The organism is Variovorax sp. OK605, assembly GCF_900115445.1.
GTDB lineage: Bacteria > Pseudomonadota > Gammaproteobacteria > Burkholderiales > Burkholderiaceae_C > Variovorax.
Genome location: NZ_FOWL01000001.1, coordinates 431,376 through 457,602, shown reverse-complemented (window position 1 = coordinate 457,602; position 26,227 = coordinate 431,376). Strand labels below are relative to the sequence as shown.

Annotated in this window: 26 protein-coding genes; 14 read left to right on the top strand and 12 right to left on the bottom strand. The window is 69.0% G+C overall.

Features of this window, described 5'->3' with window-relative positions; all coding sequences use genetic code 11:
• Positions 1-42: 42 nt before the first annotated feature.
• From BM013_RS02065 to BM013_RS02000, 14 genes are all read left to right on the top strand, one after another.
• Complete coding sequence (locus BM013_RS02065; RefSeq protein WP_093122168.1) at positions 43-1,527, top strand: sensor histidine kinase; 1,485 nt, start codon at positions 43-45, stop codon at positions 1,525-1,527.
• Positions 1,528-1,534: 7 nt separating this feature from the next.
• A complete protein-coding gene (locus BM013_RS02060) occupies positions 1,535-2,173 on the top strand; it encodes a response regulator transcription factor (protein WP_093122166.1) in 639 nt (212 codons plus the stop codon).
• Between the two features lie 117 nt (positions 2,174-2,290).
• On the top strand, positions 2,291-2,800 hold the full coding sequence (locus tag BM013_RS02055) for a GlcG/HbpS family heme-binding protein (RefSeq protein ID WP_093122164.1): 510 nt from the start codon (positions 2,291-2,293) through the stop codon (positions 2,798-2,800).
• Positions 2,800-3,498 (top strand): ankyrin repeat domain-containing protein, encoded by a 699-nt coding sequence (locus tag BM013_RS02050; RefSeq protein WP_093122160.1) that lies wholly within the window; start codon positions 2,800-2,802, stop codon positions 3,496-3,498. Before BM013_RS02055 ends, BM013_RS02050 begins: the two co-directional genes overlap by 1 nt.
• 44 nt (positions 3,499-3,542) lie before the next feature.
• Complete coding sequence (locus tag BM013_RS02045) at positions 3,543-4,187, top strand: FMN-binding negative transcriptional regulator (RefSeq protein WP_093122158.1); 645 nt, start codon at positions 3,543-3,545, stop codon at positions 4,185-4,187.
• 1 nt (position 4,188) lies between these two features.
• A complete protein-coding gene (locus tag BM013_RS02040) occupies positions 4,189-4,431 on the top strand; it encodes a hypothetical protein (RefSeq protein WP_093122156.1) in 243 nt (80 codons plus the stop codon).
• The gene (tadA, locus tag BM013_RS02035) at positions 4,421-5,608 is read left to right on the top strand and encodes a tRNA adenosine(34) deaminase TadA (protein WP_093122154.1); all 1,188 of its coding nucleotides are present in this window, start codon (positions 4,421-4,423) and stop codon (positions 5,606-5,608) included. The genes BM013_RS02040 and tadA overlap by 11 nt, the downstream gene beginning before the upstream one ends.
• Complete coding sequence (locus BM013_RS02030; RefSeq protein ID WP_093122151.1) at positions 5,605-6,597, top strand: LD-carboxypeptidase; 993 nt, start codon at positions 5,605-5,607, stop codon at positions 6,595-6,597. The genes tadA and BM013_RS02030 overlap by 4 nt, the downstream gene beginning before the upstream one ends.
• Complete coding sequence (locus tag BM013_RS41135) at positions 6,533-7,132, top strand: hypothetical protein (RefSeq protein WP_177225405.1); 600 nt, start codon at positions 6,533-6,535, stop codon at positions 7,130-7,132. The genes BM013_RS02030 and BM013_RS41135 overlap by 65 nt, the downstream gene beginning before the upstream one ends.
• A gap of 224 nt (positions 7,133-7,356) precedes the next feature.
• On the top strand, positions 7,357-8,304 hold the full coding sequence (locus BM013_RS02020; RefSeq protein ID WP_093122146.1) for an adenylate/guanylate cyclase domain-containing protein: 948 nt from the start codon (positions 7,357-7,359) through the stop codon (positions 8,302-8,304).
• Positions 8,305-8,512: 208 nt separating this feature from the next.
• On the top strand, positions 8,513-8,827 hold the full coding sequence (locus tag BM013_RS02015) for a hypothetical protein (protein WP_256219869.1): 315 nt from the start codon (positions 8,513-8,515) through the stop codon (positions 8,825-8,827).
• A 238-nt stretch (positions 8,828-9,065) separates the two neighbouring features.
• On the top strand, positions 9,066-10,850 hold the full coding sequence (locus tag BM013_RS02010) for a DUF1800 domain-containing protein (protein ID WP_093122141.1): 1,785 nt from the start codon (positions 9,066-9,068) through the stop codon (positions 10,848-10,850).
• Between the two features lie 29 nt (positions 10,851-10,879).
• Complete coding sequence (locus BM013_RS02005) at positions 10,880-12,340, top strand: DUF1501 domain-containing protein (protein WP_093122139.1); 1,461 nt, start codon at positions 10,880-10,882, stop codon at positions 12,338-12,340.
• Positions 12,337-12,729: a hypothetical protein gene (locus BM013_RS02000; protein ID WP_256219870.1), complete on the top strand. Its 393-nt coding sequence runs from the start codon at positions 12,337-12,339 to the stop codon at positions 12,727-12,729. The genes BM013_RS02005 and BM013_RS02000 overlap by 4 nt, the downstream gene beginning before the upstream one ends.
• Before the next feature lie 50 nt (positions 12,730-12,779).
• On the opposite strand, the gene BM013_RS01995 is transcribed toward BM013_RS02000, so the two are convergent.
• The 12 genes from BM013_RS01995 to BM013_RS01940 all read right to left on the bottom strand — a co-directional run bounded on the left by BM013_RS01995 (position 12,780) and on the right by BM013_RS01940 (position 26,212).
• Positions 12,780-14,288: a mannitol dehydrogenase family protein gene (locus BM013_RS01995; protein ID WP_093122136.1), complete on the bottom strand. Its 1,509-nt coding sequence runs from the start codon at positions 14,286-14,288 to the stop codon at positions 12,780-12,782.
• Positions 14,289-14,299: 11 nt separating this feature from the next.
• A complete protein-coding gene (gene manD, locus BM013_RS01990; protein ID WP_093122134.1) occupies positions 14,300-15,511 on the bottom strand; it encodes a D-mannonate dehydratase ManD in 1,212 nt (403 codons plus the stop codon).
• A 43-nt stretch (positions 15,512-15,554) separates the two neighbouring features.
• Entirely contained in the window at positions 15,555-16,322 is a 768-nt protein-coding gene (locus tag BM013_RS01985; RefSeq protein ID WP_093122132.1) for an amino acid ABC transporter ATP-binding protein, read from the bottom strand.
• The gene (locus tag BM013_RS01980) at positions 16,322-16,981 is read right to left on the bottom strand and encodes an amino acid ABC transporter permease (RefSeq protein ID WP_093122129.1); all 660 of its coding nucleotides are present in this window, start codon (positions 16,979-16,981) and stop codon (positions 16,322-16,324) included. Before BM013_RS01980 ends, BM013_RS01985 begins: the two co-directional genes overlap by 1 nt.
• Positions 16,981-17,646, bottom strand: coding sequence for an amino acid ABC transporter permease (locus BM013_RS01975; RefSeq protein ID WP_093122126.1), 666 nt, complete (start codon positions 17,644-17,646; stop codon positions 16,981-16,983). Before BM013_RS01975 ends, BM013_RS01980 begins: the two co-directional genes overlap by 1 nt.
• 48 nt (positions 17,647-17,694) lie before the next feature.
• On the bottom strand, positions 17,695-18,525 hold the full coding sequence (locus tag BM013_RS01970; protein ID WP_177206489.1) for a substrate-binding periplasmic protein: 831 nt from the start codon (positions 18,523-18,525) through the stop codon (positions 17,695-17,697).
• A 116-nt stretch (positions 18,526-18,641) separates the two neighbouring features.
• Positions 18,642-19,373, bottom strand: a complete 732-nt coding sequence (locus BM013_RS01965; protein ID WP_093122124.1) for a FadR/GntR family transcriptional regulator — start codon at positions 19,371-19,373, stop codon at positions 18,642-18,644.
• A 172-nt stretch (positions 19,374-19,545) separates the two neighbouring features.
• Entirely contained in the window at positions 19,546-19,926 is a 381-nt protein-coding gene (locus BM013_RS01960; RefSeq protein WP_256219871.1) for a response regulator, read from the bottom strand.
• A 56-nt stretch (positions 19,927-19,982) separates the two neighbouring features.
• Complete coding sequence (locus BM013_RS01955; RefSeq protein ID WP_093122119.1) at positions 19,983-21,227, bottom strand: hybrid sensor histidine kinase/response regulator; 1,245 nt, start codon at positions 21,225-21,227, stop codon at positions 19,983-19,985.
• Positions 21,217-21,822 (bottom strand): chemotaxis protein CheB, encoded by a 606-nt coding sequence (locus BM013_RS01950; RefSeq protein ID WP_093122117.1) that lies wholly within the window; start codon positions 21,820-21,822, stop codon positions 21,217-21,219. Before BM013_RS01950 ends, BM013_RS01955 begins: the two co-directional genes overlap by 11 nt.
• Positions 21,819-22,601, bottom strand: a complete 783-nt coding sequence (locus BM013_RS01945) for a CheR family methyltransferase (RefSeq protein ID WP_093123304.1) — start codon at positions 22,599-22,601, stop codon at positions 21,819-21,821. Before BM013_RS01945 ends, BM013_RS01950 begins: the two co-directional genes overlap by 4 nt.
• Before the next feature lie 101 nt (positions 22,602-22,702).
• The gene (locus BM013_RS01940) at positions 22,703-26,212 is read right to left on the bottom strand and encodes a response regulator (RefSeq protein ID WP_093122115.1); all 3,510 of its coding nucleotides are present in this window, start codon (positions 26,210-26,212) and stop codon (positions 22,703-22,705) included.
• Between the last annotated feature and the right edge of the window lie 15 nt (positions 26,213-26,227).

Below are 26,227 nucleotides of genomic sequence, written 5' to 3'. Positions count from 1 at the left end.
CCAACATCGAACGCACTTGCCGCGCCGGGCACAATCCGCGCCATGAAACAGTGGTTGCGTACGCAGGGTGGTTGGTGGCTGGCATGGCTGGCGCTGACGGCCGTGGGCGCGGTGTGGATCGCGCGCGCCGAGCTCGCGCAGATGCACCAGGACTTCGAGACCGACGTGCGGATCGCGCACCGCCTCATGAGCCAGCAGATGGTGCAGTACGACGCCGTGCTGGCCACGCTCGCGCTGCTGGAGCCCAGCACCGGCGCCGACCATCCGGAGCAGCGGCTGCCTTCCGTGTACTCGTCGATCCTGCGCGTGCAGCGGCGCGACCGCGACGAGCCCTGGCCCGACGGCGCGCAGGCCGCGGTGCTGGCCGCCGCGGAGGCGCGCTCGCGCGGCCAGCAGCGTGCCGACCTCGCCATGCTCGACCTGGCGCACGGCCGCTATGTGCTGGTGATCGGCGCCACGCCGTTCAGCTACGCCCTGGACATCGACCTGGCCGGTTCCGTGCCGTGGCGCGACTGGCCGATGAACCCGCAGCGCAGCCCGGTGCGGCTGAGCCTGCAGCGCGACGGCCAGCAACTGGTGCTGCAGCCCGGCGTGCCGGCGCGCAACGGTTGGCGCTTCGACCTGACCAAGGCGCTGGCGTCGCCGAGCCAGCCCTTCGACCTGGTGGCCGAGCGGCAGGTGGGCTGGGGCGAGCTGCCGTGGCGCGGCATCGCGGGCTTTGCGGTTGCCATGGCCGCGCTGCTTGCGGGGCTGTGGGCCGCGCAGCGCCAGCGCGTGGCGCGGCGGCGCGCCGAAGAGCTGTTGCGGCTGGGGCAGGTCGCGCGGCTCAACGCGCTGGGCGAGCTGTCGGCCGGGCTGGCGCACGAGCTCAACCAGCCGCTCACCGCGGTGCTGGCCAATGCGCAGGCCGCACGCCGCCTGCTCGACGACGAACCGCCGGACCTGGCCACGGCACGCGAGGCGATGGGGCAGGCCGTCGAGCAAGCCCGCCGCGCGGCCGGCGTGGTGGGCCGGCTGCGCCGCGTCATCGAGCGGCCCGAGGCCGGCGGCGACATGAAGCCGCTGGTGCTGCAGGAGGTGGTGCGCAGCGCCATGCACCTGCTGGCGCCCGAGTTCGCGAAACACACGGTCGCGACCCAGTTCGACGCCACGGCGCAGGCGCCCGTGCGCGTGCAGGCCGAGGCGGTGGCGCTCGAGCAGATCGTCCACAACCTGCTGATGAACGCCGTGCAGGCGCTCGAGCTGGTGCCCGCCGCCGAGCGCCGCCTGGTCGTCTCGGTCGGGCGCAACGGCCAGGAGGGCGTGCTGACCGTGACCGACAACGGCCGCGGCATCGCGCCCGAGGCCTTGCCCCGCCTCTTCGAACCTTTCTTCAGCACGCGCGAAGGCGGGCTGGGCCTCGGCCTGAGCCTGAGCGAAACGCTCGCCAGCGGCATGGGCGGCAGCTTGAGCGCGGCCAATGCCCAGCCGCGCGGCGCGCGCTTCACGCTGCTGCTGCCGCTGGTTGCGGTAGCGGCAACGAACTGAGTCCGCCATGAACGCGCCCGCACCCCATCCGCCGCTGTCCCCTCTGGTCCACCTGATCGACGACGACCAGGCCGTGCGCGACAGCCTCTCGCTGCTGATCGGCACGGTCGGCCTGCGCGTGCAGGCCTGGGCCGACCCGCAGGCCTTCATCGACAGCTTCGACCGCGCGAGCGTGGGCGCCATCGTGCTCGACGTGCGCATGCCCGGCATCAGTGGCCTGACGGTGCTCGACCGGCTGGTGGCGCAGGGCGTCGACCAGCCCGTGATCATGCTGACCGGGCACGGCACGGTCGAGATGTGCCGCCGCGCCTTCAAGGCCGGCGCGGCCGAGTTCCTCGAAAAGCCGGTGGACGACGAGCAACTGCTCGAGGCGCTGCAGCACGCGGTGCGCCAGCATGTGCGTTCGCGCGAGCGCTCGCAGGCCGACAACGCCGCGCGCGAGCAGGTGGCGCAGCTGTCGGAGCGCGAGCGCGAGGTGCTGGCCTTCATCGTGCAGGGGCTCACCAACAAGGAGATTGCGCGCACGCTGGCGCTGTCGCCGCGCACGGTGGAAACCCATCGCGCCAACCTGTTCGCCAAGCTCGGGTGCGATTCGCTCGCGCAGCTGATCCGGCGCTACGCGGTGCTGGTGGACGGCACTGCGTAGTTCTACGGAGTGCCGCGCGTAGCCGTACGAATGGCTGCCGCGCGCCGAGTTTTCTACAGTGACGCAGCTGTCGGCAACGGCCGGCGCAACCACCCGAATCACTGGAGAAAACGAACAATGCACACCGCTCTTCGCCTCGGCAGCCTCGCCGTCCTGCTCGCCGCATCCGTCGCTCAAGCGCAGACCGCCGCACCGGCGGCCTCGGCCGTCCGTACCGAAAAGAACATGTCGCTCGCGCTGGCCAACCAGCTCGCCGCCGAAGCCGTGGCCGCCTGCGCCGCCAACGGCTACAACGTGGCCGCCACCGTGGTCGACCGCGCCGGCACCGTGCGTGCCGTGCAGCGCGCCGACAACGCGGGCCCGCACACGCTGGCCTCGAGCGAGCGCAAGGCCTGGACCTCGGCATCGGCCAAGAGCCCCACGCAAGCCATGATGGAAGGTTCGCAGAAGAACCCCGCCGGCGCGAACCTGGTGTACCTGCCGGGCATGCTGCTGCTGGGCGGCGGCGTGCCGGTGAAGTCGGGCAATGAAGTGATCGGCGCGGTCGGCGTGGGCGGCGCGCCCGGCGGACACCTCGACGAGCAGTGCGCCAACGCGGCCATCGACAAGGTCAAGGGCCTGCTCTGATGTTCGCGCGCGGCATCTGGCAAGGCGTGTTGGCGGCGGCGCTCGGGTTGGGCGCGTCGGCCGGTGCGTGGGCCCAGGTGCCGCCGCTCGCGGCCGAGGTGCTTGCCTACGAAGGGCTGCACCAGGCCGCGTGGCAGGGCGACCTGCCGAAGTTGAAGGCGCTGGTGGCCTCGGGCGCGAACCTCGATGCGCGCGACACGCGCGGCCGCACGCCGCTGCAGGTCGCCACGCATGCGCGCCAGCGCGAGGCGATCAAGCTGCTGGCCAAGGCCGGCGCCAACCTCGACCTGCTGGAAGACGACCGCTACGACGCGGTCACCATCGCGTCGGTGGCAGACGACGCCGCCACGCTCTCTGTTCTCCTGTCGCTCGGCGCCAATGCCGGGCAGACCACGAGCCGCTACGACGGCACCGCGCTCATTGCCGCCGCGCACCTCGGGCACGACGAAGTGGTGCGCCGCCTGATTGCGGCCGGCGCGCCGCTGGACCACGTCAACAACCTGCGCTGGACCGCGGTGATCGAGTCGATCGTGCTCGGCGACGGCGGGCCACGCCACCAGCGCACGCTGGCCGCGCTGATCGACGCGGGCGCCAGCCTGAAGCTGGCCGACCGGCAGGGCAACACGCCGCTGCAGCTCGCGAAGGCGCGCGGCTACACGGCCATGGTGAAGCTGCTGGAGACGCCGCGCGCAAGATAGGGCGGCTCGGGGACAATCGGGGCTCCCCACGAGGAACACGCCCCATGTACATGCCCCCGCAGTTCAATGCCAAGGACCCGGCCATCGCGCTGGAGCTGATGCGCTCGCACCCGTTCGCGAGCCTCGTCTCCAACGACGATGACGGCCTGCCGTACGTCACGAACCTGCCGCTGGTCGCGCAACCGCGGGACGGCGACGAACTGGTGTTGTGGGGCCATTGCGCCAGGCCCAACCCGCACTGGCGCTACCTGCAGGCGCGGCCAAGGGCGGTCGTCACTTTCCTCGGCCCGCATTCGTACCTGTCGCCCTCGGTCTATCCCGACCTGGCGCGCGTGCCCACCTGGAACTACCTTGCCGTGCATTGCACGGTCGAGGCCCGCCTGGTCGAGGAGCCGGCCGCCAAGGACGAACTGCTCAAGAAGCTCATCGGCGACCACGAGCCCGCGTATGCACAACAGTGGCGCGACCTGGGCGAGGAGTTCCAGCTCAAGATGCTGGCCGGCATCGTCGGCTTCGAGCTGCGCGTGACGGCGCTGCAGTGCAAGGTCAAGCTCAACCAGCACCGCCGCGAGTCGCATGCGGCCATGCACGCGGTCTACAGCGCGGGCACGCCCGACGAGCAGGCGCTGGCTGCGTGGATGGACCGCCTCGGCATGCCCGCCCCGGCACCGGTGACGGAGGGCCACTGAGATGCGTGGACTCGGACTGATCGGCCTCGTGCTGGCGCTGGTGATCGTGGGGCTGGTGGCGAAGAAGCAGATGACGGGCGCGGGTGCTTCGGCGCGGCCGGCGGTGTCCGCCAACGGCGAAGCGCCTGCGAACGTGCCCGTGAACTCGCCCGACCAAGTGCAGCAGGCGCAACAGGTACAGCAACAGGTCAAGGACGCGCTCGACGCGGCGGCCAAGACGCGCCAGATGCCGGATGACAACTGAGGCCATGCCATCGCCGTTGCCGTTGCCGGTGCCGGTGCCGGGCGCGAGCGACGCGCACTGGATGGCGCTCGCGCTTGCAGAGGCGCGGCTCGCCGCCGAGGCGGGCGAGGTGCCGGTCGGCGCGGTGCTGGTCAAGGACGGGCAGCTCATCGCCACCGGCCGCAACACGCCCGTCGCGCAGCATGACCCGAGCGCGCATGCCGAGATCAACGCGCTGCGCGCCGGTGCCGCCGCGCTCGGCAACTACCGGCTCGACGGCTGCGAGCTGTTCGTGACGCTCGAGCCGTGCGCAATGTGTTCGGGCGCGATGCTGCACTCGCGGCTGGCGCGCGTGGTGTTCGGCGCGACCGACCCGAAGACCGGTGCGGCCGGCTCGGTGCTCGACCTTTTCGCCGAGCCGCGGCTGAACCACCGCACACAGGTGCAGGGCGGTGTGCTCGCGCACGAGTGCGCCGCGGTGCTGCAGGCCTTCTTCCAGCAACGCCGCAGCGCCGCGCGCGCGCAGGCCGAGCCCTTGCGCGACGACGCGCTGCGCACGCCGGCGGAGCGCTTCGCAGGCCTGGCCGGCTATGACTTCGCGCCGCATCACGTGCAGGACCTGCAGAGCCTTCGAGGCTGGCGGATGCAGTACATCGACGAGGGCGGTGCAGGCGAGGGCGATGCAGGCAAGGGCAGCGACGGCCAGGCGGCCTGCTGCCTCTGCCTGCACGGCCCCGGCGAGTGGGGCTACTTCTTCCGTCACCTCGTCGGCTTGCCGGGCCTGCGCACGCTCGTGCCCGACCTGGTCGGCTTCGGCAAGAGCGACAAGCCCAAGCGCGAAACCCCGCACACGCTCGCATGGCACCGCGACGTGCTGCTCGAATGGCTCGCGCAGGTGCAGCCCGGCCCTATGGTGCTCGTGCACAGCGCGGCTGCCGCGGAGCTGGCCGCGCTGCTGCAGGCCGCCGCGCCCGGCCGCTTCGCTGCACTGCTCGAAGCGCCGAACGGCACGGAACGCGTCGAGGACGCGTGGCGCGCGCCGTTTCCCGACCGGGGCTACGAAGCCGCACTGCGCGCGCTGGGCCCCGCCGCATGCGCATCCGCATCCGCATCCGAATTCGTTTCAGGACCGGCGCCCGCGCAGGCCCTCGTGCTCGCGCAGCAGGCGAGACATGCAATGGGATACTCGACCACGTGACCAAACACATCTACATCTACTCTCCCTCCAGTGCCATTCGCGACAAGGCCGCTTTTCGCCGCGGCGTGAAGCGGCTCAAGGCACTGGGCCATGAAGTCGAAGTCGACGACGCAGCCCTGTCGGTGCACCAGCGTTTTGCGGGCGACGACGCCACGCGGCTCGCCGCGATTTCACGCGCAGCGGCCAGCGGCGCCGACGTGGCGCTCATTGCGCGCGGCGGCTACGGCCTCACGCGCATCCTCGACGCGCTGCCGTACAAGGCGCTCGCCAAGGCGATCGGCAAGGGCACCGAGTTCGTCGGCTGCAGCGACTTCACCGCGCTGCAGAACGCGCTGCTCGCCAAGACCGGCGCGGTCACCTGGTCGGGCCCCGCGGTCGGCGAAGACTTCGGTGCCGAGGCCGGCCCCGACGACATCATGGAAGCCTGCTTCGACGACCTCGTGACGGGGCAGGGCGAAGGCACCGGCTGGCGCATGCCGGCACGCGACGCCGAGCTGAAATTCAAGCCCGTGCAGGACGCGGTGCTGTGGGGCGGCAACCTCTGCGTGCTGACCAGCCTGCTCGGCACGCCGTACTTTCCGGCGGTCGACAAGGGCGTGCTGTTCATCGAGGACACCAACGAGCATCCGTACCGCGTCGAGCGCATGCTCGACCAGCTCAAGCTGGCCGGCGTGCTCGCGCGCCAGCGGGCCGTCGTGTTCGGGCAGTTCACGGGCGTGCGCGCCGTGGCTGGTTACGACCGCGGCTTCGGCATGAACACGGTGATCGACCGGCTGCGCGCGACGCTCAAGGTGCCCGTGCTGGCCGGCCTGCCGTTCGGCCATGTGCCGACGAAGGTGCTGCTTCCGGTGGGCGCCAAGGTGGCGATGGCGGCCGAGGGGCGCGATGTCTTCCTCGTCTGGGGCCACCGGCACGAAGGCGGCCATGACCATGCGCACGGCCATCATGACCACCATGGTCATGACCCTCATCACGGCCACGACCACTGATTTGCGCGCGGCGAAAAAGAAGAAGCATAAAAGCAAAGCGGCCATTGAAGGCCGCTGCTGCTGGGGAGATGGCGTGTCAGGCGTCGTGCGTGAAGCGCTGGTGAGCTCGCGGGCTCATCGAGCCGGGCAAGCCGCCCTTGAACATGCTGTTGATGTCTTTCATCTGGCGGCGTGCGGCGGTTTCGCCGTCGATGGCGCTCAGCGCCATCATCACGTCCTGTCGCAGGTACCAGAGGGCTTCGACATCGGCGGCGAAGCGCACGCGCTGGCTGACACGCTGCACCGAATGACCGGCATGGGCCTGAAGCACCGACAGCATTGCGGTACGGATGCGCCCCAGTTGGCTCTCTGCGGCGCGGCGGGATCCGAACCCGGGCACGTTCAGCAGACGAAGAATGCGGCGGAAGAACATGAGACGAAAAGCGTATTGCGGGAAAGCCAAGACGAGCCATACCTTAAGCCCCAGTTCACCATTGCACAAGATCCGGAACAGTGTTTCTTGTTTGTAAACAACACGCTTTACTTAGTGTCATGACGCTGTCGCAGATTTTTGTTTTCCAAAGTACTACATATTGGGAAATGACCTTGTTGCATCGGCGCCGTCGAGAGCAGCGTATACACGTAACGTCAACAAAAAAGGCGTGCAATACGTTTCATTTGTACAGCGCGGGACACATGCGGCGGAAATTGCTTGCAGGTCACGGCAGGGCCGCTGAACATTCAGGCTCAGCGGTCTGAAAAATCGAGAATCACAACAATATGGGTGTCAATTCCACAGTCGTTTTCGCGGACTTGACGGGGAGCACCAGGGTCTTCGAGGCCATGGGGAATGCACGGGCCACGGAGACCGTGACGCGACTGACGCAATGGATCGGCGGCGTGTGCCAGGCACACGGCGGCCGTGTCGTCAAATCGCTCGGCGATGGCGTGTTCGCCATCTTCACGAGCGGCGCCGCCGCCACGCACGCGGTGATCGAACTCCAGCGTTACCACCAGAAGCGCCTGCTCGCATGGCCGGCGCCGCTGCGCATGGCGCTGCAGATCGGCGTGGCCAGCGGCGAGGTGGTCGAGGTCGAGGGCGACTGCTACGGCGACGCCGTCAACCTGGCCTCGCGCCTGAGCGACCTGGCCGGCCCCGGCCAGATCTGGGTGACCGATGCGGTCATCTCGCAGCTGCGCGAAAGCTCGGTGCAGCACCGCGACCTGGGCCTCATCAACATCCGCGGGCGCAGCGAGATGTCGGTCGTGCACCGCATCGACTGGCAGGAGGATGTCACCTCCTTCCTCACCGTGCCGGCCGCGCTCGCGCCGTTGCGCATGCCCGATTCGTCGTTCGGCCAGATCGAGCTGGCGTGGCTCGACGTGCGCTCGATGTTCCGCACCGAGGAGCTGCCGATCCACCTGGGCCGTGTCGACGAGGCGCAGTTCGTGGTGAACGACCCGCGCGTGTCGCGGCTGCATGCGCGCATCGAGTTGCGCCAGGGCAGCTGCGTGCTGATCGACGTCAGCACCTACGGCACGTGGGTGCGCTTTCATGGCAACGGCGGCACGAGCACCGAGATTGCCCTGCGCCGCGAGGAGTGCGTGCTGCACGGGCGCGGCGAAATCGGGCTGGGCGCGCCGCTGAGCGACTTCAGCGCGCCGACCATCGCGTTCAACACGACCGGTGGCGACGTGATGCTGTCGCGGCGCGAAGTTGCGAGGTGAGGGCGCAAGGCGTGAAAGGTCCATACGGACGGCGCACCGGGCCGCTCACCGAACCGCTCACCGAACCACTCACGTTTGGCAACCACCTTCCACGCCGTCGGGTGCACCGCCACGTTCGCTGCGGCGTTGCATGGGCACCCGGACACCGTCCGTCATCGGCCCTGGAGCCTCTGTGACCCCCAAAAATCAATCTTCGGTATTCAAATGGATGGCCATCGGTGCCATGGCCGCCGGCGCGCTGCTCGCCGCCGGTGCCGCCAGCGCGCGCGGCAGCTGGTCGGTGCAGATCGGCACGCCGGGCCTGGCCGTCGGCGCCTACCCGGCGCCTTACTACGCACCGCCGCCCGTGTACCCGTATCCCGCGCCCATTTATTACGAACCGCCGCCGCCGGTCTATTACCGTCCGCCGCCTCCCGTCTACTACCGCCCGGCGCCGGTCTATGTGCCGCCAGCCGGCCGCGTCTACTACGGCCCTGGTTACCCGTACCGTCCGCCGAACGAGTGGGACGACGAACGCGACTGAAGCACCCCGGCTGCCTGCGCGGCTGAAGGTTTGCTGAAACATGGCATGCAGGCTGGCATGCCATTTTTGTTTCAAGAGGTGACGAAAAAGTCACATTGATTCACATTTTTGTGGTCAGGCGTCCAATTTTGGCGCTCCGGCTACATCCTTTCTCTGCTGTTTCCCTCCCGTTTCGCACAGGGCATGCAGCTTGCCTTGGCTGCTCCAACCGGCGTTGGAGCGCCCAGGAGCGAGGAACATGGTGGAACAGTTCGAAGCAGGCGCCACAAGCCTGGCCGACGAGGCGGGACCGGATCTTTCGAGGCCCGCGAAGGCCGCTGCGGTGTTTTCCATCGCGGCGGCGCTGGCCGCCTGCGGCGGGGGCGGCGGAGGAGGAGGCGGCTCGGGCGGCATGTTCCTGCCCGGCGGCGGCGCCGGCGCGCCGGGCTCCGACCCCGCGGCCGACACCGGCCCCTATCACTACCCCCAGGCCAAGACCGACGACGAAGCCGCGCGCTTCCTGCTGCAGGCCCAGCTTTCCTCCTCCGACAAGGACATCGCCGACGTGCGCGCCAAGGGCTACATGCCCTGGCTGGTCGAACAGCTCGGCGCGCCGCGCGACGGCACCGCCTGGGATTGGGTGAACGGCAAGGCCCGCGAAGCCGTCGACGCCGACGCCATGATCTGGCGCCAGCTCATGACCTCGGCCGACCCGGTGCGCAAGCGCATGGCGCTGGCGCTCAGCGAGATCTTCGTGGTGTCGTCCACCGAGATCGGCTCGAGCTGGCCGACCGCCATGATGGCGCAGTACTGGGACACGCTGGTTGCCGGCACCACCGGCAACTTCCGCCAGCTGCTGGAAGACGTCACGCTCAACCCCGCGATGGGCTTCTACCTGAACACCCGCGGCAACCGCAAGGAAGACGTCTCGGGCCGCCAGCCCGACGAGAACTACGCGCGCGAGGTCATGCAGCTCATGAGCATCGGCCTGTACCAGCTCAACGCGGACGGCACGCTCAAGACCGGCGCCGACGGCCAGCCCATCGAGACCTACGTGCAGAGCGACGTGTCGAACCTGGCGCGCGTGTTCACCGGCTACGACCTCGACATCCGCGCCTCGGAGCGCAATGCCTTCCCGCTTCCGGGCGGCGGCAGCGTCGAGACCAACCAGTGGACCACCCGGCCCATGGCCTTCACGCCGAACAACCACTCCACGCGCGAAGCCGCCTTCCTCGGCACCACCGTGGCGGCCGGCACGCCGGGCCCGGCGGCGCTGAAGACGGCGCTCGACACGCTCTTCAACCACCCGAACGTCGGCCCCTTCATCGGCCGGCAGCTGATCCAGCGGCTGGTCACCAGCAACCCGAGCGCGGCCTACATGCAGCGCGTGTCCGACGTTTTCGCCAACAACGGCGCGGGCGTGCGCGGCGACATGAAGAGCGTGTTCGCGGCCGTGCTGCTCGACGACGAGGCGCGTGGACCCGCGGGCCTGGCCGACGCCAACTTCGGCCGCCTGCGCGAGCCGATGCTGCGGCTGGTGCAGTGGGGCCGCACCTTCGGCGTCAGCTCGGTCAGGGACACCTGGAAGATCGGCAATACGTCGGACCCGAGCCAGACCCTGGGCCAGAGCCCGCTGCGCTCGCCCTCGGTCTTCAACTTCTTCCGGCCGGGCTACGTGCCGCCCGCCACCGCCATTGCCGCCAACAAGCTGGTGGCGCCCGAGTTCCAGCTGGTCAACGAGACCAGCGTGGGCGGCTACCTCAACTTCCTGCAGCGCATCCTGCCGATCGGCTTCGACACCAAGGACGTGAGCGCCGCCTACACGAACGAGAAGGCGCTCACCGCCGACCCGGGCGCGCTGGTGCGCCGGCTCAACCTGCTGCTGGCCGGCAACCAGCTGTCGGGCGCCACGGTGGCGTTGATCACCGATGCGCTCTCGAAGGCGCCTCTGGCGAACCCGGGCACCGACGCGGCCCGGCTCAGCATGGTCTGCGCCGGCGTGCTGCTGGTGATGGGCTCGCCCGAATACCTCGTGCAGAAATAAGTCGACAGGACGCCGGAGCGAAAACGCACATGTACCTCATCAACCCCGCCGAGCACACCCGCCGCGCCTTCCTGCGCCGCGCGGGCCACCTTGCCATTGCCGGCACCGCGATGCCGTTCGCGCTCAACCTCGCCGCCATCGGCGACGCCGCCGCGCTGGGTGCGCCCAGCGGCGACTACAAGGCGCTGGTGTGCGTGTTCCTGTTCGGCGGCAACGACTACGCCAACACGCTCGTCAACTTCGACACCGCCAGCTACGCCAAGTACAGCACCATCCGCGGCGCGATCGCGCTGCCTTCGGACGCGGCGCTCGCGCTCACCGAGCTTCGGCCCACCGCCGCGCTGCCCGACGGCCGCAAGTACGCGCTGAACCCCAAGATGACCAAGCTGGCCGCCCTGTTCGACGGCGGCAAGATGGCGGTGCAGCTCAACGTCGGCCCGCTCGTCAAGCCGCTCACGCGCGCGCAGTACAACGGGGGCAACCGCAAGGACTTTCCGGTTCCGCCGAAGCTGTTCTCGCACAACGACCAGCAGTCGGTGTGGCAGTCTTCCTCGCCCGAAGGCTCGACCATCGGCTGGGGCGGCAACCTCGGCGACACGGTGCTGTCGGGCCAGGCGACGGGCTCGCTCTTCACCTGCATCTCGGTGTCGGGCAACGCCGTGTTCCTGTCGGGCGATACCGCGCAGCAGTACCAGGTCGGCACGGGCGGCGCGGTGCGCATCAACAGCGTGAGCGCGGCCGCCGGCAACGTCTACGGCTCGTCGGCCGTCAAGGCGGCCATGCAGCAACTGGCGCAGCAGGAGCGCGGCCACACGCTGGAGAAGGAATACAACAAGGTCACGGCGCGCGCAACGTCGGCCGAAGGCACCGTCACCGCCGCCATCCAGCCCGATGACCTGAACGCCAACTTCCCGGCCGGCAACAACCTGGCCGACCAGCTCAAGATGGTCGCGCGGCTGATCCGCGGGCACGACGCGCTGGGCGTGAAGCGCCAGGTGTTCTTCGTGTCGATGGGCGGCTTCGACCTGCACGACGACCTCGACACCAAGCAGGGCGGCCTGATGGAGCGGGTGTCCGATGCCATGGCCGCGTTCCAGGAGCAGATGAGGCTCCTCAACCTCGATGACAAGGTGACGAGCTTCACCGCCTCCGACTTCGGCCGCACGCTCTCGAGCAACGGCAACGGTTCCGACCACGGCTGGGGCAGCCACCATTTCGTGGTGGGCGGCGCGGTGAAGGGCAAGGCGCTGTACGGCACGGCGCCGCCGGTGAGCGTGGGCAACACCGCGGCCGACGACGACCAGTGGCACGTGGGCCAGGGCCGGCTGCTGCCGACCACCTCGGTCGACCAGTACGCCGCCACGCTGGCCAGGTGGTTCGGCGTGCCCGACGCGGAGCTCGACGGCATCCTGCCGAACCTGAAGAATTTCAACAACGTCGCAGCGCCGAGCGGCATCAGCTACCTGCGCGACATGGGGTTCATGGCATGAACGAAATGAGCATGATGGTCAACATGAGCGGCATGACCGACATGGGCAGTCTCAACGGCATGGAGGGGGGCGCCAGCGTCAACTTCGGCGGTGACGCGCATCGCGAGACGCGCCCGCTGATGCGCAGCAGCGAAGTGACGAACGTGCGTCCGTTCGGGACCGTCGAGGCCGCCATCGGCGCCATCGAATCGCTGGACCGCGAGCTCAGGAAGTTCGAACTCGCGGTGGCCGACAGCCTCCAGGACTACCTGGGCGTGCAGATGGCGCAGATCACCGACTGCGCGCTGGCGCGCGGCTGGGAGCCGGTGAGCTTCGTGCAGAAGGACGGCTTCCGGCTGTACCGCTACGAGACCATGCGCAGCTACTCGAAGCGCAGCAAGAAGCGCTGAGGCGCGGGCGCATCGCACAGCGCACGCAGCCGGCACTTCAGATCGGCACTTCAGGCCGGCGCGTCCGCCCCGACCGCGGCAAGCGCGCCGCGCACGCCATCGGCCTCCAGCGTGCCCAGGTGGCGCGCCACCGCCGCCACGAAGCGCGGCTCGCTCCCCAGTTCACCGAACACCGGCGCGAAGCCGGTGATGAACGCCACGCGGTCCTGCATCGATGTTGCCGCGCCGGCTTGCGCCAGCCGCTGGGCCAACGCGGCGGCCAGCGGGTCCTGGATGTCGTGCGTGGCGCCGGTCTCGTCCGTGCCGCGCAGGTAATAGACCCAGCCTGCGACCGCCAAGGCCAGCCGGTCGATCGGCAGGCCTTGCGCCAGCCGGTCGCGCACCGTGCCGAGCAGGCGCTGTGGCAGCTTCTGCGAGCCGTCCATGGCGATCTGTTTGGTCTGGTGCTGCAGCGCGGGGTTCGAGAAGCGCTGCAGCAGCCGCGCGCGGTAGCCGTCGAGGTCGAGGCCTTGCATGGCCGGCAGCGTGGGCGCGATCTCTTCGCGCATCAGCGCGTCGATGTAGCCGCGCAGCGCCGGTTCGGCCATGGCGCGGTCCACCGTGCGCAGCCCGGCCATCGCACCCAGATAGGCCAGCGCCGAGTGGGCGCCGTTGACCATGCGCAGCTTGAGCTTCTCGAACGGTTCCGCGTGATCGACGAAGCGCGCGCCGCCCGCCGTCCAGTCGGGCCGGCCGTTCGCGAAGCGGTCTTCCACCACCCACTCCAGAAAGGGTTCGCCGATCACCGGCCACGCATCGCCGGCGCCCAGGCGCGCGGAGATGCGTTCGCGGTCGGCGTCGGTGGTGCGCGGCACGATGCGGTCGACCATCGAATTCGGAAAGGTGCAGTGCGCCTCCATCCACTCGCGCAGGCCGGCGTCGACCTGCTGCGCGAAGGCCAGCACGATGCCGCGCGTCGTGTCGCCGTTCGCGGGCAGGTTGTCGCACGACAGCAGCGTGAGGGGTGCCAGGCCGCGCGCTCGGCGCAGCGCCAGCGCATGCACCACGAAGCCGGGCATGGTGCGCGGCGCCTCGGGGTGGGCGAGGTCGTGCACGATGTCTGCGGCGTCGAGGCGCAGCGCGCCGGTGGCCGGGTCGTGGTGATAGCCCTTCTCGGTGATCGTGAGGCTCACGATGCGGGTGTCCGGGTGCGCGATGCGCTCGAGCACGGCCGCCGGGTCTTCCGGCGCGACGAGCACGTCGAGCAGGTTGCCCACCACCTGCAGTAGCTCGCGCGGGCTGCCGTCGCCGGCCCCGTCGCGCAGGGCCAGCGTGTAGAGCCCGCCTTGCGGCTGCAGTGCGTCGCGCGTGTCGGCCGCGCGCAGCGAGACGCCCACGGTGCCCCAGCGCAGGTCGCCGCTGGCATGCAGCGCGGCCTCGTTGACGACCGCGATGTGCGCGCGATGGAACGCGCCCACGCCCAGGTGGACGATGCCGGCGCGCAGCGCGTCACGCGCATAGAGCGGCCGCGCGATGTCGGCGGGAAGGCGGGGCAGGGTGGCTGGATGCAGGCGCTGCATGGTTCGCCCGCTCACCAGTTCCAGAGCGTGCCGTCGTGCTGCAGGCGGTTCACCGGCAGGTAGGCGCGCTGGTACGGGTACTTGGCGGCCAGCGTCTCGTCGATGTCCACGCCGTGGCCCGGCGCCTCGCCCGGATGCAGCATGCCGTTGGCGAAGGAATACGAATGCGGGAACACCGCGTCGGTTTCTTCCGTGTGGCGCATGTACTCCTGGATGCCGAAGTTCGGCACCCACATGTCGAAGTGCAACGCGGCACCCATGCAGGCCGGCGACAGGTCGGTGGCGCCGTGGCAGCCGGTGCGCACCTGGTAGAGCGAGGCCAGGTCGGCAATGCGGCGCAGCTGCGTGATGCCGCCCGCGTGGACCACCGTGGTGCGGATGAAGTCGATCAGCTGGTTCTCGATCAGGTCCTTGCAGTCCCAGATGCTGTTGAAGATCTCGCCCACCGCCAGCGGCGTGGTCGTGTGCTGGCGAATGAGCTTGAAGGCCTCCTGGTTCTCCGCCGGCGTGGCGTCTTCCATCCAGAACAGGTTGAAGGGCTCCAGCGACTTGCCCAGCCGGCCGGCCTCGATGGGCGTGAGGCGGTGGTGCACGTCGTGCAGCAGGTGGATGTCGGGACCCACCGCGCTGCGCACCGCGTCGAACAGCTTGGGCGTGTGCTCCAGGTACTTGGCGGTCGACCAGTCGTGCTCGCTCGGCAGGTCGGCGTCGGCCGGTTCATAGAACATGGTGCCGCGGCCCACGCCGTACACCTTCTCCAGGCCCGGCACGCCGCTCTGCGCGCGAATGGCCAGGTAGCCTTCTTCCTTGTAGCGCAGCACTTCTTCCACCGTCTGCTCGATGTCGCGGCCGTTGGCATGGCCGTACACCATCACGCCGGTGCGGCTCTTGCCGCCCAGCAGCTGGTACAGCGGCATGTTGGCGGCCTTGGCCTTGATGTCCCAGAGCGCCGTGTCCACGGCCGCGATGGCGGTCATGGTGACCGGGCCGCGGCGCCAGTAGGCGCCCTTGTACAGGTACTGCCAGATGTCCTCGATCTGGTGCGCGTCGCGCCCGATCAGGCAGGGAATGACGTGTTCGGTGAGGTACGCCGCCACGGCCAGTTCGCGCCCGTTGAGCGTGGCGTCGCCGATGCCGGTGAGGCCCTCGTCGGTCTCGATCTTCAGCGTGACGAAGTTGCGGCCCGGGCTGCAGACGATGACGCGGGCGTTGGTGATTTTCATGGTGTATGTCTGTGCGTGTCGTTGGGGGAGGAGGGCGCGTGGCTCAGCCGTGCCAGCCGAGGTGGCCCAGGAAGTCGCGCGTGCGCTCGGCGGTCGGCGCCTCGAAGATCTGCCTGGGCGGGCCCTGCTCGACCACCTTGCCGTGGTCGAACACCACCACCCAGTCGGCCACGCTGCGGGCAAAGGCCATCTCGTGCGTGACCACGACCATGGTCATGCCTTCGTCGGCCAGCTTCTTCATCACGTTGAGCACTTCGCCGATGGTCTCGGGGTCGAGCGCGGAGGTGGGCTCGTCGAACAGCATCACCTCGGGTTCCATCGCCAGCGCGCGCGCAATGGCCACGCGCTGCTGCTGGCCGCCCGACAGGCCGCTGGGAAAGTTGTGCGCCTTGGCGGCCAGGCCCACCTTCTCGAGCAGCTTCATCGCGCGCTCGCGCGCCTTCGCCTCGCTCATGCCCAGCACCGTGACGGGGCCGATGGCCACGTTGTCCAGCGCGTTCTTGTGCGGGAACAGCTCGAAGTTCTGGAACACCATGCCCATGCGCTGGCGCACCTTGCGGGCCTCGCGCTCTTCGGTGGGCAGCGGCACGCCGTCGATCAGCACGCGCCCGCCGTCGATGGTCTCCAGCGCGTTGGTGCAGCGAAGCAGCGTCGACTTGCCCGAGCCCGAAGGCCCGATCAGGCACATCACCTCGCCCTTGTTGACCTGCACCGTCACGCCGTCCAGCGCCACGAAGCTGCCGTACAGCTTGCGCACGTTGTCGTACACCACGACCGGCGCCTGGCCCGCCGATTTACGTTCGCCGTTCATCATTCCTTGACCTCGAATTTCTTCTGTATCCAGTCGACCAGCTTGGCCTGCGGGTAGCCCATGAGCCAGTAGATGACGGCCATGGCCGTGAGCATCTCCAGCACGCGGAAGCTCGACGAGCGGATCTGCAGCGCCACGTGCGCCAGCTCGCCCACCGCGATCACCGACACCAGCGAGGTGTCCTTGAACAGCGACACCCAGGTGCTCGCCAGCACCGGCAGCACGCGCCGCCAGGCCTGCGGGATCACCACCTTCTTCATGGCCTGCCAGCGGCTCATGCCCACCGCGATGGCGGCTTCCATCTGGCCCTTGCGGATCGAGTTGATGCCGGCGCGGAAGGTCTCGGCGTTGTAGGCCGACACGTTCAGGCACAGCGCCACCAGCCCCGTGGTGAAGGCCGAGAACTCGATGTGCAGAAACACCGGCATCACGTAGAACGCCCAGTACACGACCAGGATCAGCGGCAGGTTGCGGAAGAACTCCACGAACGCCTGGCTGGCGCCCGACAGCACCTTCGATTTCGACAGCCGCATCAGCGCCAGCAGGATGCCTGCGGGCACCGCCACCACCATGGTCAGCACGGTGAGCAGCACGGTCAGCCCGGCGCCGTGCAGCAGGTCGTAGCGGTGGACCCAGACAATGTTCCAGTCCAGATTCATCACGACCTCCCCAGGTGCGCAACGCGCTTGTACAGCGCATCGATCAGCCGTGTTCCGGGGAACAGGATGATGAAGTAGATGACCATCACCACCGTGAACACCTCGATCGGCCGGTAGCTCTGGCCCGCGATGGTTTCGGCGCGTTTCATGAGTTCAGGCACGGCGATCACCGTGGCAATGGCCGTGTCCTTGATGGTGATCGACAGCACCGAGCCGAAGGCCGGCAGCATGCGCACCAGCGCCTGCGGCAGCACCACCTTGCGCACGATCTGCGCGCGCGACATGCCCAGCGCCAGCGCCGCGCGGATCTGCCCGGGCCGGATCGACTCGATGCCCGCGCGCACGATCTCCGCCACATAGGCGGCAATGTGCAGCGTGAGCGCCATCAGCGCGGCCCAGAACGGGTGGAAGCTGATGCCCGTGAGGATGGGCACCGCGAAATAGAACCACACCAATATCACCAGCACCGGAATGGCGCGCTGGGTGTCGATGTAGAACACGATGGGTATGCGCAGCCAGGCCGCGCCATAGACGCGGCCCAGGCCCAGCGCGGTGCCGAGCACCAGCGCGCCCACGGCGGTGAGCACCGACAGCAGCAGCGTGATGCCCAGCCCGCCGAGCAGGTACTGCCAGCTGTCGAGCAGGGGGGAGAAGTCGAGCTCCATGGGGTCCGTGAAATCAGCGAATCAAAGCGTTGCGGCCGGGGCCGCGGCTCACATCGCGTTGATGATTCGCGCTTCGTCCGCGTCGAGCTTGGGCTTCATCTGGTCGTTCACCGCCTTGAGCCAGTTCAGGTACTCGGGCTGGTTCTTGTCGATGGCCAGGCCGATGGGGGTGGCCATCTCGGTGGAGTCCTGGCAGTTGTTGCCGTCGGGCAGCACCTTCAGGCCCTTGACCTTGCGGTTGAGCGCTTGCCATGGCACGCGGTTGATGGGCGTCACGTCGGCGCGCTTGGCCATGATTTCTTCCACCGGCGCCGCGGTGCCGGCGGTGGACACGCCGCGCAGCTTGGCGTTGGGGAAGCGCTTCTTCACCCAGTTTTCTTCACCGCCGCCGGTGAAATAGGCCACCGTGATGTTCGGGTTGTTGAACTCGTCGATCGACTTGGCGTTGGCCACCTTCGGGTTGTCGGCGCGGCCGAACACGCACAGCGCGGTGCGCGAGTAGGTCACGAAGTCGACCACCTTCAGGCGCTCGGGCGTTACCGACAGCGGCGAGATCGTCATGTCGGCCTGGTTCGACGCCAGCACCGGCACCTTGGTCTCGTGCGAGACGGGCACGGCCTGCAGCTTCACGCCCAACTGCTTGGCTACCTCGTTCGCCAGCAGCCATGCGGGGCCGGCCCAGGCATCGCCCGAACCGGTGGTGTTCTCGATCAGCCACGGCGGGTTCGACAGCACCCCCGCGCGCAGCACGCCGGCCTTCTTGATGGCGTCGATGCGCGCGCTGGTGCCGGGGGCCGGCAGCGGCACGGTCTGCGCGGCGGCCTGGCCGACGAATGCCGCGGCCATCAAGGCGGCGAGCAGGGTCTTCGTAGTCGTCATCTTCTGTCTCCAGTTCTGTGGTTTTGGGTAAGGCCCAAGTCGGGCGGCGGGAACAACGAAAAAGGGAACGGCGGTGCCCGCGCGGGCACATGACGGCACCTGGCGGGCACGCGCCCTCAGCGCCAGGCCTGGGCGAACTCCGCGATCACGCGGTCGATGTGCGCGCGCATCGCGGCGCGGGCCTCGGCGGGGTTGCGTTCGAGCAGCGCGTTGAACACGCGCTGGTGGTCGTCCTGCGAGGCGCGGCGCAGCTCGGGCGTGTGGAAGTGCGCCTCCATCTGCGACCAGATCGGCGCCTTGGTGTGGTCCCACAGCCCGGTGACCATCTGCAGCAGCACGCTGTTGCCGGTCGACTCGGCAATGCGCAGGTGAAAGAGCCGGTCGGCCGCCTCGTTGGCCGCCTTGTCCTGCATGTGCTCGCGCATCGCGGCCAGCGCGGCGTAGATGCGGTCGATGTCGCTGTCCTTGCGGTTCTCCGCCGCCACCGAGGCGATCTCGGCCTCGATCAGGCTGCGCGCGCGCAGCAGCTCGAAAGGGCCGGGGCCTGGCGAGAGCGTGTAGGCGGCAGCGGGCGCCATGGCGCCGGCCGCCGGCGCGCAGATGTAGATGCCCGAGCCGCCGCGCACTTCGACCGCGCCCTGGATCTCCAGCACGATGATCGCCTCGCGCACCAGCGTGCGGCTCACGTTGAAGCGCTCGGCCAGCGCGCGCTCCGACGGCAGGCGGTCGCCCACCTTGAATTCACCGCCGCGAATGAGCTCGGCGATGCGTGCCGCGAGCTTCTGGTACGAGCGATCGGATTCCGGCTCGGCAGCCTGGACAAGGGGGGATTCGGTGAGCGTGGCCATGATGTGGTGAGCCAGTTTAAAAGTGGTTCACCAATTTGGGCCTCGTGGTTTACCAGTAGCCCGGCGAGGCTGGGAGGGACGCGCGCACGCTCGCGCCGCGCCGGGGAGCGGCGCCAACAGAAGGGAAACGAAGAAGTGGTGTACCGGCGCCTGTTCCGGCCCCGGTGAGCCGTCAGGAAGCGGCTTGCGCCAGGATGCGTTCCAGCTTGTCGATGTCGATCGGCTTCTGCAGGTGGTGGTCGAACAGGCCTTCGGCCGACTGGCCGCCCGTGTCCTGCGCCGAGAAGCCCGAGATGGCGACCAGCAGTTTCGGCGTGCCCTCGGCCGGGTTCTCGCGCAGCCGGCGTGCCACCTCGGTGCCGGGGAAGTCGGGCAGCGTGAGGTCGATCAGCGCGGCGTCGAAGTGCTCCGCGGCCGCCGCGTCCAGCGCCTGCTGCGCCGTGTAGGTGCAGCGTGCCGTGTGGTCCTGCAAGGTCAGCAGTTCTTGCAACAGGTCGGCCGCGGCTTCGTTGTCGTCGACGATCAGCACGTTCACGTAAAGCTCTCTTTTCAAGTAAGTCGAATGGAGCAGTATCGCGGCCCGCTACGAGCCGCGCAGTAGGAGCGCACCTACGATTTCGAGGCGCCGTCGCCGGTGTGGGTGTCCGTGTCCGTGCTGGCATCGCTGGCGTGCAGCGGCAGCTCGACCACGAAGCGCGAGCCCGCGCCGGGCGCGCTCTCCACGCCGATGCGCCCACCATGCAGGCTCACGATCTTGCGCGTGATGTACAGCCCCAGGCCTAGGCCGGCCGCGTGCTTGCGGCTGTCGTCGGTGCGCTCGAACTGCTCGAAGATGCGTGCCTGGTCTTCGGGCGCAATGCCGATGCCCTGGTCGCGCACCGCCACCTGTGCCAGGCCGCCGGCCTCGATCACCATCATCTCCACCGGCTTGCCGCCGCCGTAGCGCAGCGCATTGGTCAGCAGGTTGGTCAGCACCTGCTCGATGCGGAACTCGTCCCACACGCCGCGCAGCTCGGCCGGCGTCTCCAGCGTGATGGTCGAGCCCGCCGCCTCGGCCTGGTGCCGCAGGTTCTCGACCACGGCACGCGCCAGCACCGACAGGTCCACCGGCTTGGTCTGGATCGACAGCGCGTCGCGGCGCATGCGCGTCACGTCGAGCATGTCGTCGATGAGGCGCACCATGTTGCGGATCTGCCGCTGGTCGCGCTCGATCATCGCGGGCAGCCGGTCGGGCGCGAAGTTGGCGAGGTTGCCCTTGGACAGGTGCAACTGCCGCAGCTGCGCCTCCAGGTACAGCGTGTTCAGCGGCGTGCGCAGCTCGTGCGACACCATCGACATGAAGTCGTCGCGCATGCGCACCGCGCGCTCCAGTTCGCGCTGCGTGTGCTGCAGCTGCTGCACCAGTTCTTCCTGCTTGTGGTGGGCGGCGGCGAGCTGGTCCATCTCGTGGCGCAGCGCCTTGCGGTGGCGGTGCAGGTCGACGAACACGTTCACCTTGCTGACCACCGCATGCGGGTCCAGCGGCTTGTGCAGGAAGTCGACCGCGCCACTCTCGTAGCCCTGGAACGCGTAGTTCAGCTCGCGGCCGGCGGCGCTCACGAAGATGATGGGAATGTGCCGCGTGCGCTCGGTGCCGCGCATCAGCTCGGCCAGCTCGAAGCCGTTCATGCCCGGCATCTGAACGTCGACGATGGCCAGCGCGAATTCGTTTTCCAGCAGCAGCGCCAGCGCCGCTTCGGCCGAGGCGGCGCGGAACACCACGCGGCCCGGCGCGCGGATGAGCGCTTCCAGCGCCAGCAGGTTTTCCGGCAGGTCATCGACGATCAGCAGCTTGCTTTCGACGTCAATGTGCATGGGCGGCCTCCAGTTGAAGCAGCAGGGCGCGCAGGTCGCGCAGGGGGAGCACGTAGTCGGGCACGTGGCGCGCAATGGCGGCTTGGGGCATGGTGGGAATCTGGGCTTCCTTCGGTTCCTGGACGGCGGTGAGGCCGCCGGCCAGATGGATGCGGTTCAGGCCTTCGGCACCGTCGTCGTTGGCGCCGGTCAGCAGAAAGCCGGCCACGGCGGGGCCGTAGGCGTCGGCGGCCGAGCCCATCAGCACGTCGATCGACGGGCGCGAGAACAGCACCGGCGGCTCGCAGCTCAGCGAGAACCTGCGCTCGCGCTCGATCGACAGGTGGTAGCCCGGCGGCGCGAAATACAGGCTGCCCGCGGCCAGCGGCATCTTGTCGGCGGCCTCGTGCACGGGAATCGGCATGCGTTGCGCGAAGATCTCGGCCAGGTGGCTCTCGTGGTCCTCGGGCAGGTGCAGCACCACCGCCATCGGCAGTTGCCAGGTGGCGGGCAGGTCGTTCAGCAGCACGGTCAGCGCGTCGATGCCGCCGGCCGACGCGCCGAGCACCACCGCGTCGACGTGCTTGTTCACGGAAGAACGCAACTGCCGCTTCATGTGGCCTTCCGGTAGATGCGCTCGGCGCGCGCATGCGGCGCAAAGCGGTCGGAATAGCCCGAGAAGTCGATGCTTTCCTTCGAGCCCAGCCCCAGGAAGCCGCGGTGCGACAGCGACTCGTGGAAGAGGCCGAGCGCGCGGTCCTGCAGCTGCCGGTTGAAGTAGATGAGCACGTTGCGGCACGACACCAGCTGCGTTTCCGCGAACACGCTGTCGGTGGCCAGGCTGTGGTCGGCAAAGATCACGTCGGCGCACAGCGAGGGGTCGAAGCGCGCGGCGTCGTAGGCGGCCGTGTAGTAGTCGGAGAACGCGCTGCGCCCGCCCGCGCGCTGGTAGTTGGTGGTGTAGCCGCGGATCGCATCGAGCGGAAAGATGCCCTGGCGCGCCTTCTCGAGCGAAGCAGGGTTGATGTCGGTGGCGTAGATCTGCGTGCGCTCCAGCAGGCCTTCTTCGCGCAGCAGGATGGCCAGCGAGAACACCTCTTCGCCGGTGCTGCAGCCCGCCACCCACACCTTCACCGACGCGTAGGTGTGCAGGATCGGCACCACGTGCTGGCGCAGCGCCAGGAAGTACGACGGGTCGCGGAACATCTCGCTCACCGGGATGGTGAGGAACTGCAGCAGCCGGCCGAACAGCGCCGGCTCGCGCAGCACGCGCTCCTGCAGCGCCGAGATGCTCGGCAGGCCGAGCTGGTCGAGCGCGTGCAGCACGCGGCGCTTCTGCGAGGCCACGGTGTAGTTGCGAAAGTCGTAGCTGTACTTGAGGTAGATCGCCTCCATCAGCAGGCGCAGCTCGATCTCGGTGTCGCTGAGCGGGTGCAGCGGCGGCGGGGACGCGCCCGTGAGGGGCGAAGAAGGCGTCGGTGTCGCTGGCGTTCGTGTCACAGGCGCTCCATCTTCGGCATCCACACGCGCAGCAGCGAGAACAGCCGCTCCAGGTCGACCGGCTTGGCCAGGTAGTCGTTGGCGCCGGCGGCCAGGCACTGCTCGCGGTCGTCCTTGGTGGCCTTGGCGGTGATGGCGATCACCGGCATCTTCTCGAAGCGCGGGTCGGAGCGCAGGCGGCGCGTGGCTTCCAGGCCGTCCATCTCCGGCATCATCACGTCCATCAGCACCAGGTCGATGTCGCTCACCTGGTCGAGCCGCTCGAGTGCCTCGCGGCCGTTCCGGCCGATCTCGACCATGGCGCCGCGCTGCTCCAGCGCGCTGGTCAGCGCGAAGATGTTGCGCACGTCGTCGTCCACCAGCAGGATGGTGCGGCCCTCGAAGATGCGGTCGCGCCCGCGCGCGGTCTTCAGCATGCCCTGGCGTTCGCTCGACAGCTCGGCCTCCACCTTGTGCAGGAACAGCGTCACCTCGTCGAGCAGGCGCTCGGGCGAGCGCGCGCCCTTGATGATGATGGAGCGCGAGTAGCGCTGCAGCTCGGTCTCCTCGTCGCGCGTGAGGTTGCGCCCGGTGTACACGATGACCGGCGGGAACGACACGATCTCTTCGGCCGCCATGGCCTTGAGCAGCTCGCTGCCCTGCATGTCGGGCAGCTTCAGGTCGGTGATCATGCAGTCGAACACGCGCGTGCGCAGCAGCTCCAGCGCTTCCTCGCCCGAGCCCACGGCCACGATCTCGATGTCGTCGTCGCCGATCAGTCGGATCACGCTTTCGCGCTGCAGCTCGTCGTCTTCCACCAGCAGCACGACCTTGACCTTCTGCGTGAGCTTGTCTTCCAGCCGGCCGAACACCTTCATGAGCTCGTCGCGCGTGGCGGGCTTCAGCGCATAGCCGACGGCGCCCATCTGCAGCGCCGCGTTCTGCGCGTTCTCGGCGGCCGACACCACGTGGATCGGAATGTGGCGCGTGTGCGGCGAGTCCTTCAGGCGCTGCAGCACGTCCAGGCCGGTGCTGTCGGGCAGGCGCATGTCCAGCAGGATGGCGTCGGGCAGGAACTGCGTGGCCAGCTCGAAACCGTCGGCCGCGCCGTGCGCCACCAGGCAGCGGTAGCCCAGCTCGTGCGCCAGGTCGTAGAGGATGTGCGCGAACTGCGGCTCGTCCTCGATCACCAGCACGCGGCGCACCTGGTCGCGCGGAATGCCGCGGTCGTCGGCGAACTGCGGCGCGGGCACGGGGGAGGGCGGCTGCGGCGCCAGCGGGGCGGGAGGGGCCACGGCCCTGGGCGCATAGACCGTCGACTGCTGCGCGGCGGCGAATGCCGAACCCTGCAAGCCGTGCGAAGCCGGAGACCCCTGCGCCGCCTGCGGTGCGCGTGCGGGCAGTTCCAGCAGGAAGGTGCTGCCCTGGCCCGGCGTGCTTTCGACGGTGAGCGCGCCGCCCAGCAGTTGCGTGAGGTCGCGCGAGATCGACAGGCCCAGCCCGGTGCCGCCGTAGCGGCGGCTGGTGGTGCCGTCGGCCTGGCGGAAGGCCTCGAAGATCAGCTCGTGCTGCTTGGGGTCGATGCCGATGCCCGAGTCGGACACCGCGAACACCGCGCCGCCGTCCGGCGCCGCCGACACCACCAGCGCCACTTCGCCGCGGTCGGTGAACTTCAGCGCGTTCGACAGCAGGTTCTTCAGGATCTGCTCCACGCGCTGGCGGTCGGTGAGCAGCGTGAGCGGCGCGTCGGGCCGCACTTCGAGCCTGAAGCTCAGGTTCTTCTGCATGGCCAGCGGGCTGAAGGTGCTCTCCAGGCTCTGCGCCAGCTTGGCCAGGCGCACGTCTTCGGGCACCACCTCGAGCTTGCCGGCCTCGACCTTGGCGATGTCCAGGATATCGTTGATCAGCACCAGCAGGTCGTTGCCCGACGAATAGATCGAGTCGGCGAACTTCACCTGCTCGGCCGTCAGGTTGCCCTGCGGGTTGTCGCCCAGCAGCTTGGCCAGGATGAGCGCGCTGTTCAGCGGCGTGCGCAGCTCGTGCGACATGTTCGCCAGGAATTCCGACTTGTAGCGGCTCGCGCGCTGCAGCTCGTCGGCGCGGTCTTCGAGGTCGCGCTGCACGCGGCGCAGCGCGGTGTTGCGCTGGTCGAGCGCCTCGGTGCGCTCCGACAGCTGGCTGTTGGTCTGCTCCAGCTCGGCCTGCTGGTTCTCCAGCATGGCCTGCGAGGCGCGCAGGGCGCGCGACTGTTCTTCGAGTTCTTCGTTGGCGGTGCGCAGTTCTTCCTGCTGCACCTGCAGCTCTTCGTTGAGCTGCTGCGTCTCGGCCAGCACGTCCTGCAGCTGCTCGCGGTAGCGCGCCGCCGCCAGAGAGGTGCCGATGTCGTCGGTCACCACGTCGAGCAACTGGTTGCCGCGATCGTCCAGCGGGCCCGCCAGGCCGAGCTCGACCACGCCGTTGACCATGCCGCTGCTACTCACCGGCAGCAGCAGCACCGCCTTGGGCGACATCTGGCCCAGGCCCGAATTCACCTTGAGGTAGTCGGCGTCGATCGGGTCGATCACCATGCGGCGGCGCTCGGCCGCGGCCTGGCCGATCAGGCTCTCGGTGGGCGAGAACACCTGCGGCGAGGCCTCGGCCGCACTCGAAAAACCGTAGCTCGCGGCCCGGCGCAGCGGGCCGTGGCGCTCGCGCACGTACATGGCGCCCACGGCGGTGCCCAGGTGGCGGGAGAAGAAGGCCAGGATCTTGCGGCCCATGTCGGGTGCGCTGAGTTCGCCGACCAGTTCGCCCACCAGCTCGGTCTGCGCGCTGCGCAGCCAGGCCTCGTGGGCCAGCCGCTCGGCATGCGCCGCCTGCTCCTGCAGCACCACGTCGTAGCTTTCGGACAGCCGCACCAGCTGCCGCCGGCCGAAGTAGGCCACCAGCCCGGTGAAGCTCAGCGTGAACAGCAGGAACAGCCCCACCACCCACCACGCGGTGCTGTTGGCGGCGTTGTTGCGCTGGAAGCGCAGCGTCTGCTCGGTGTCCATGAGCGCGGTGAACTCGGCGCGCATGTCGTCGGTGAGGCGCTTGCCGCGGCCCAGGCGCACCTGGGCCTGGGCGTCCTCGCCGGTACGGCGCGCGGCGATCAGGCTGCGCGCGAACTCCAGCCAGGTGGCCTGGATGCCGGCGATGCGGTCGACGCGCTCCACCTGCTGCCGGTTGTCGGCCACCAGCGCGCGCAGGGCTTCGGTGTCGCCCTTCAGGCGGGGCACGGCGCTCTGGTACGGCTCCAGGAAGCTCTCGTCGCCGGTGATCAGGAAGCCGCGCATGCCGGTCTCCATGTCGATGCTCTGGCGCTGCAGCTCGCTGGCGGCGCGGGTGACGCGGTCGGTGTGCTCGACCCACTGGACGGTGTTGAGCAGGAAGAGGATCAACCCGACGAACACCACGGCGCCGAACACGCCGCCGATCAGGGGCAGCTTGATGTTGCGGCTGAGCAGACGCTCGAAGTCATCGGGGTCGATCGCGGTGGGAGTGTTCATCGGTCGCATTTGTAA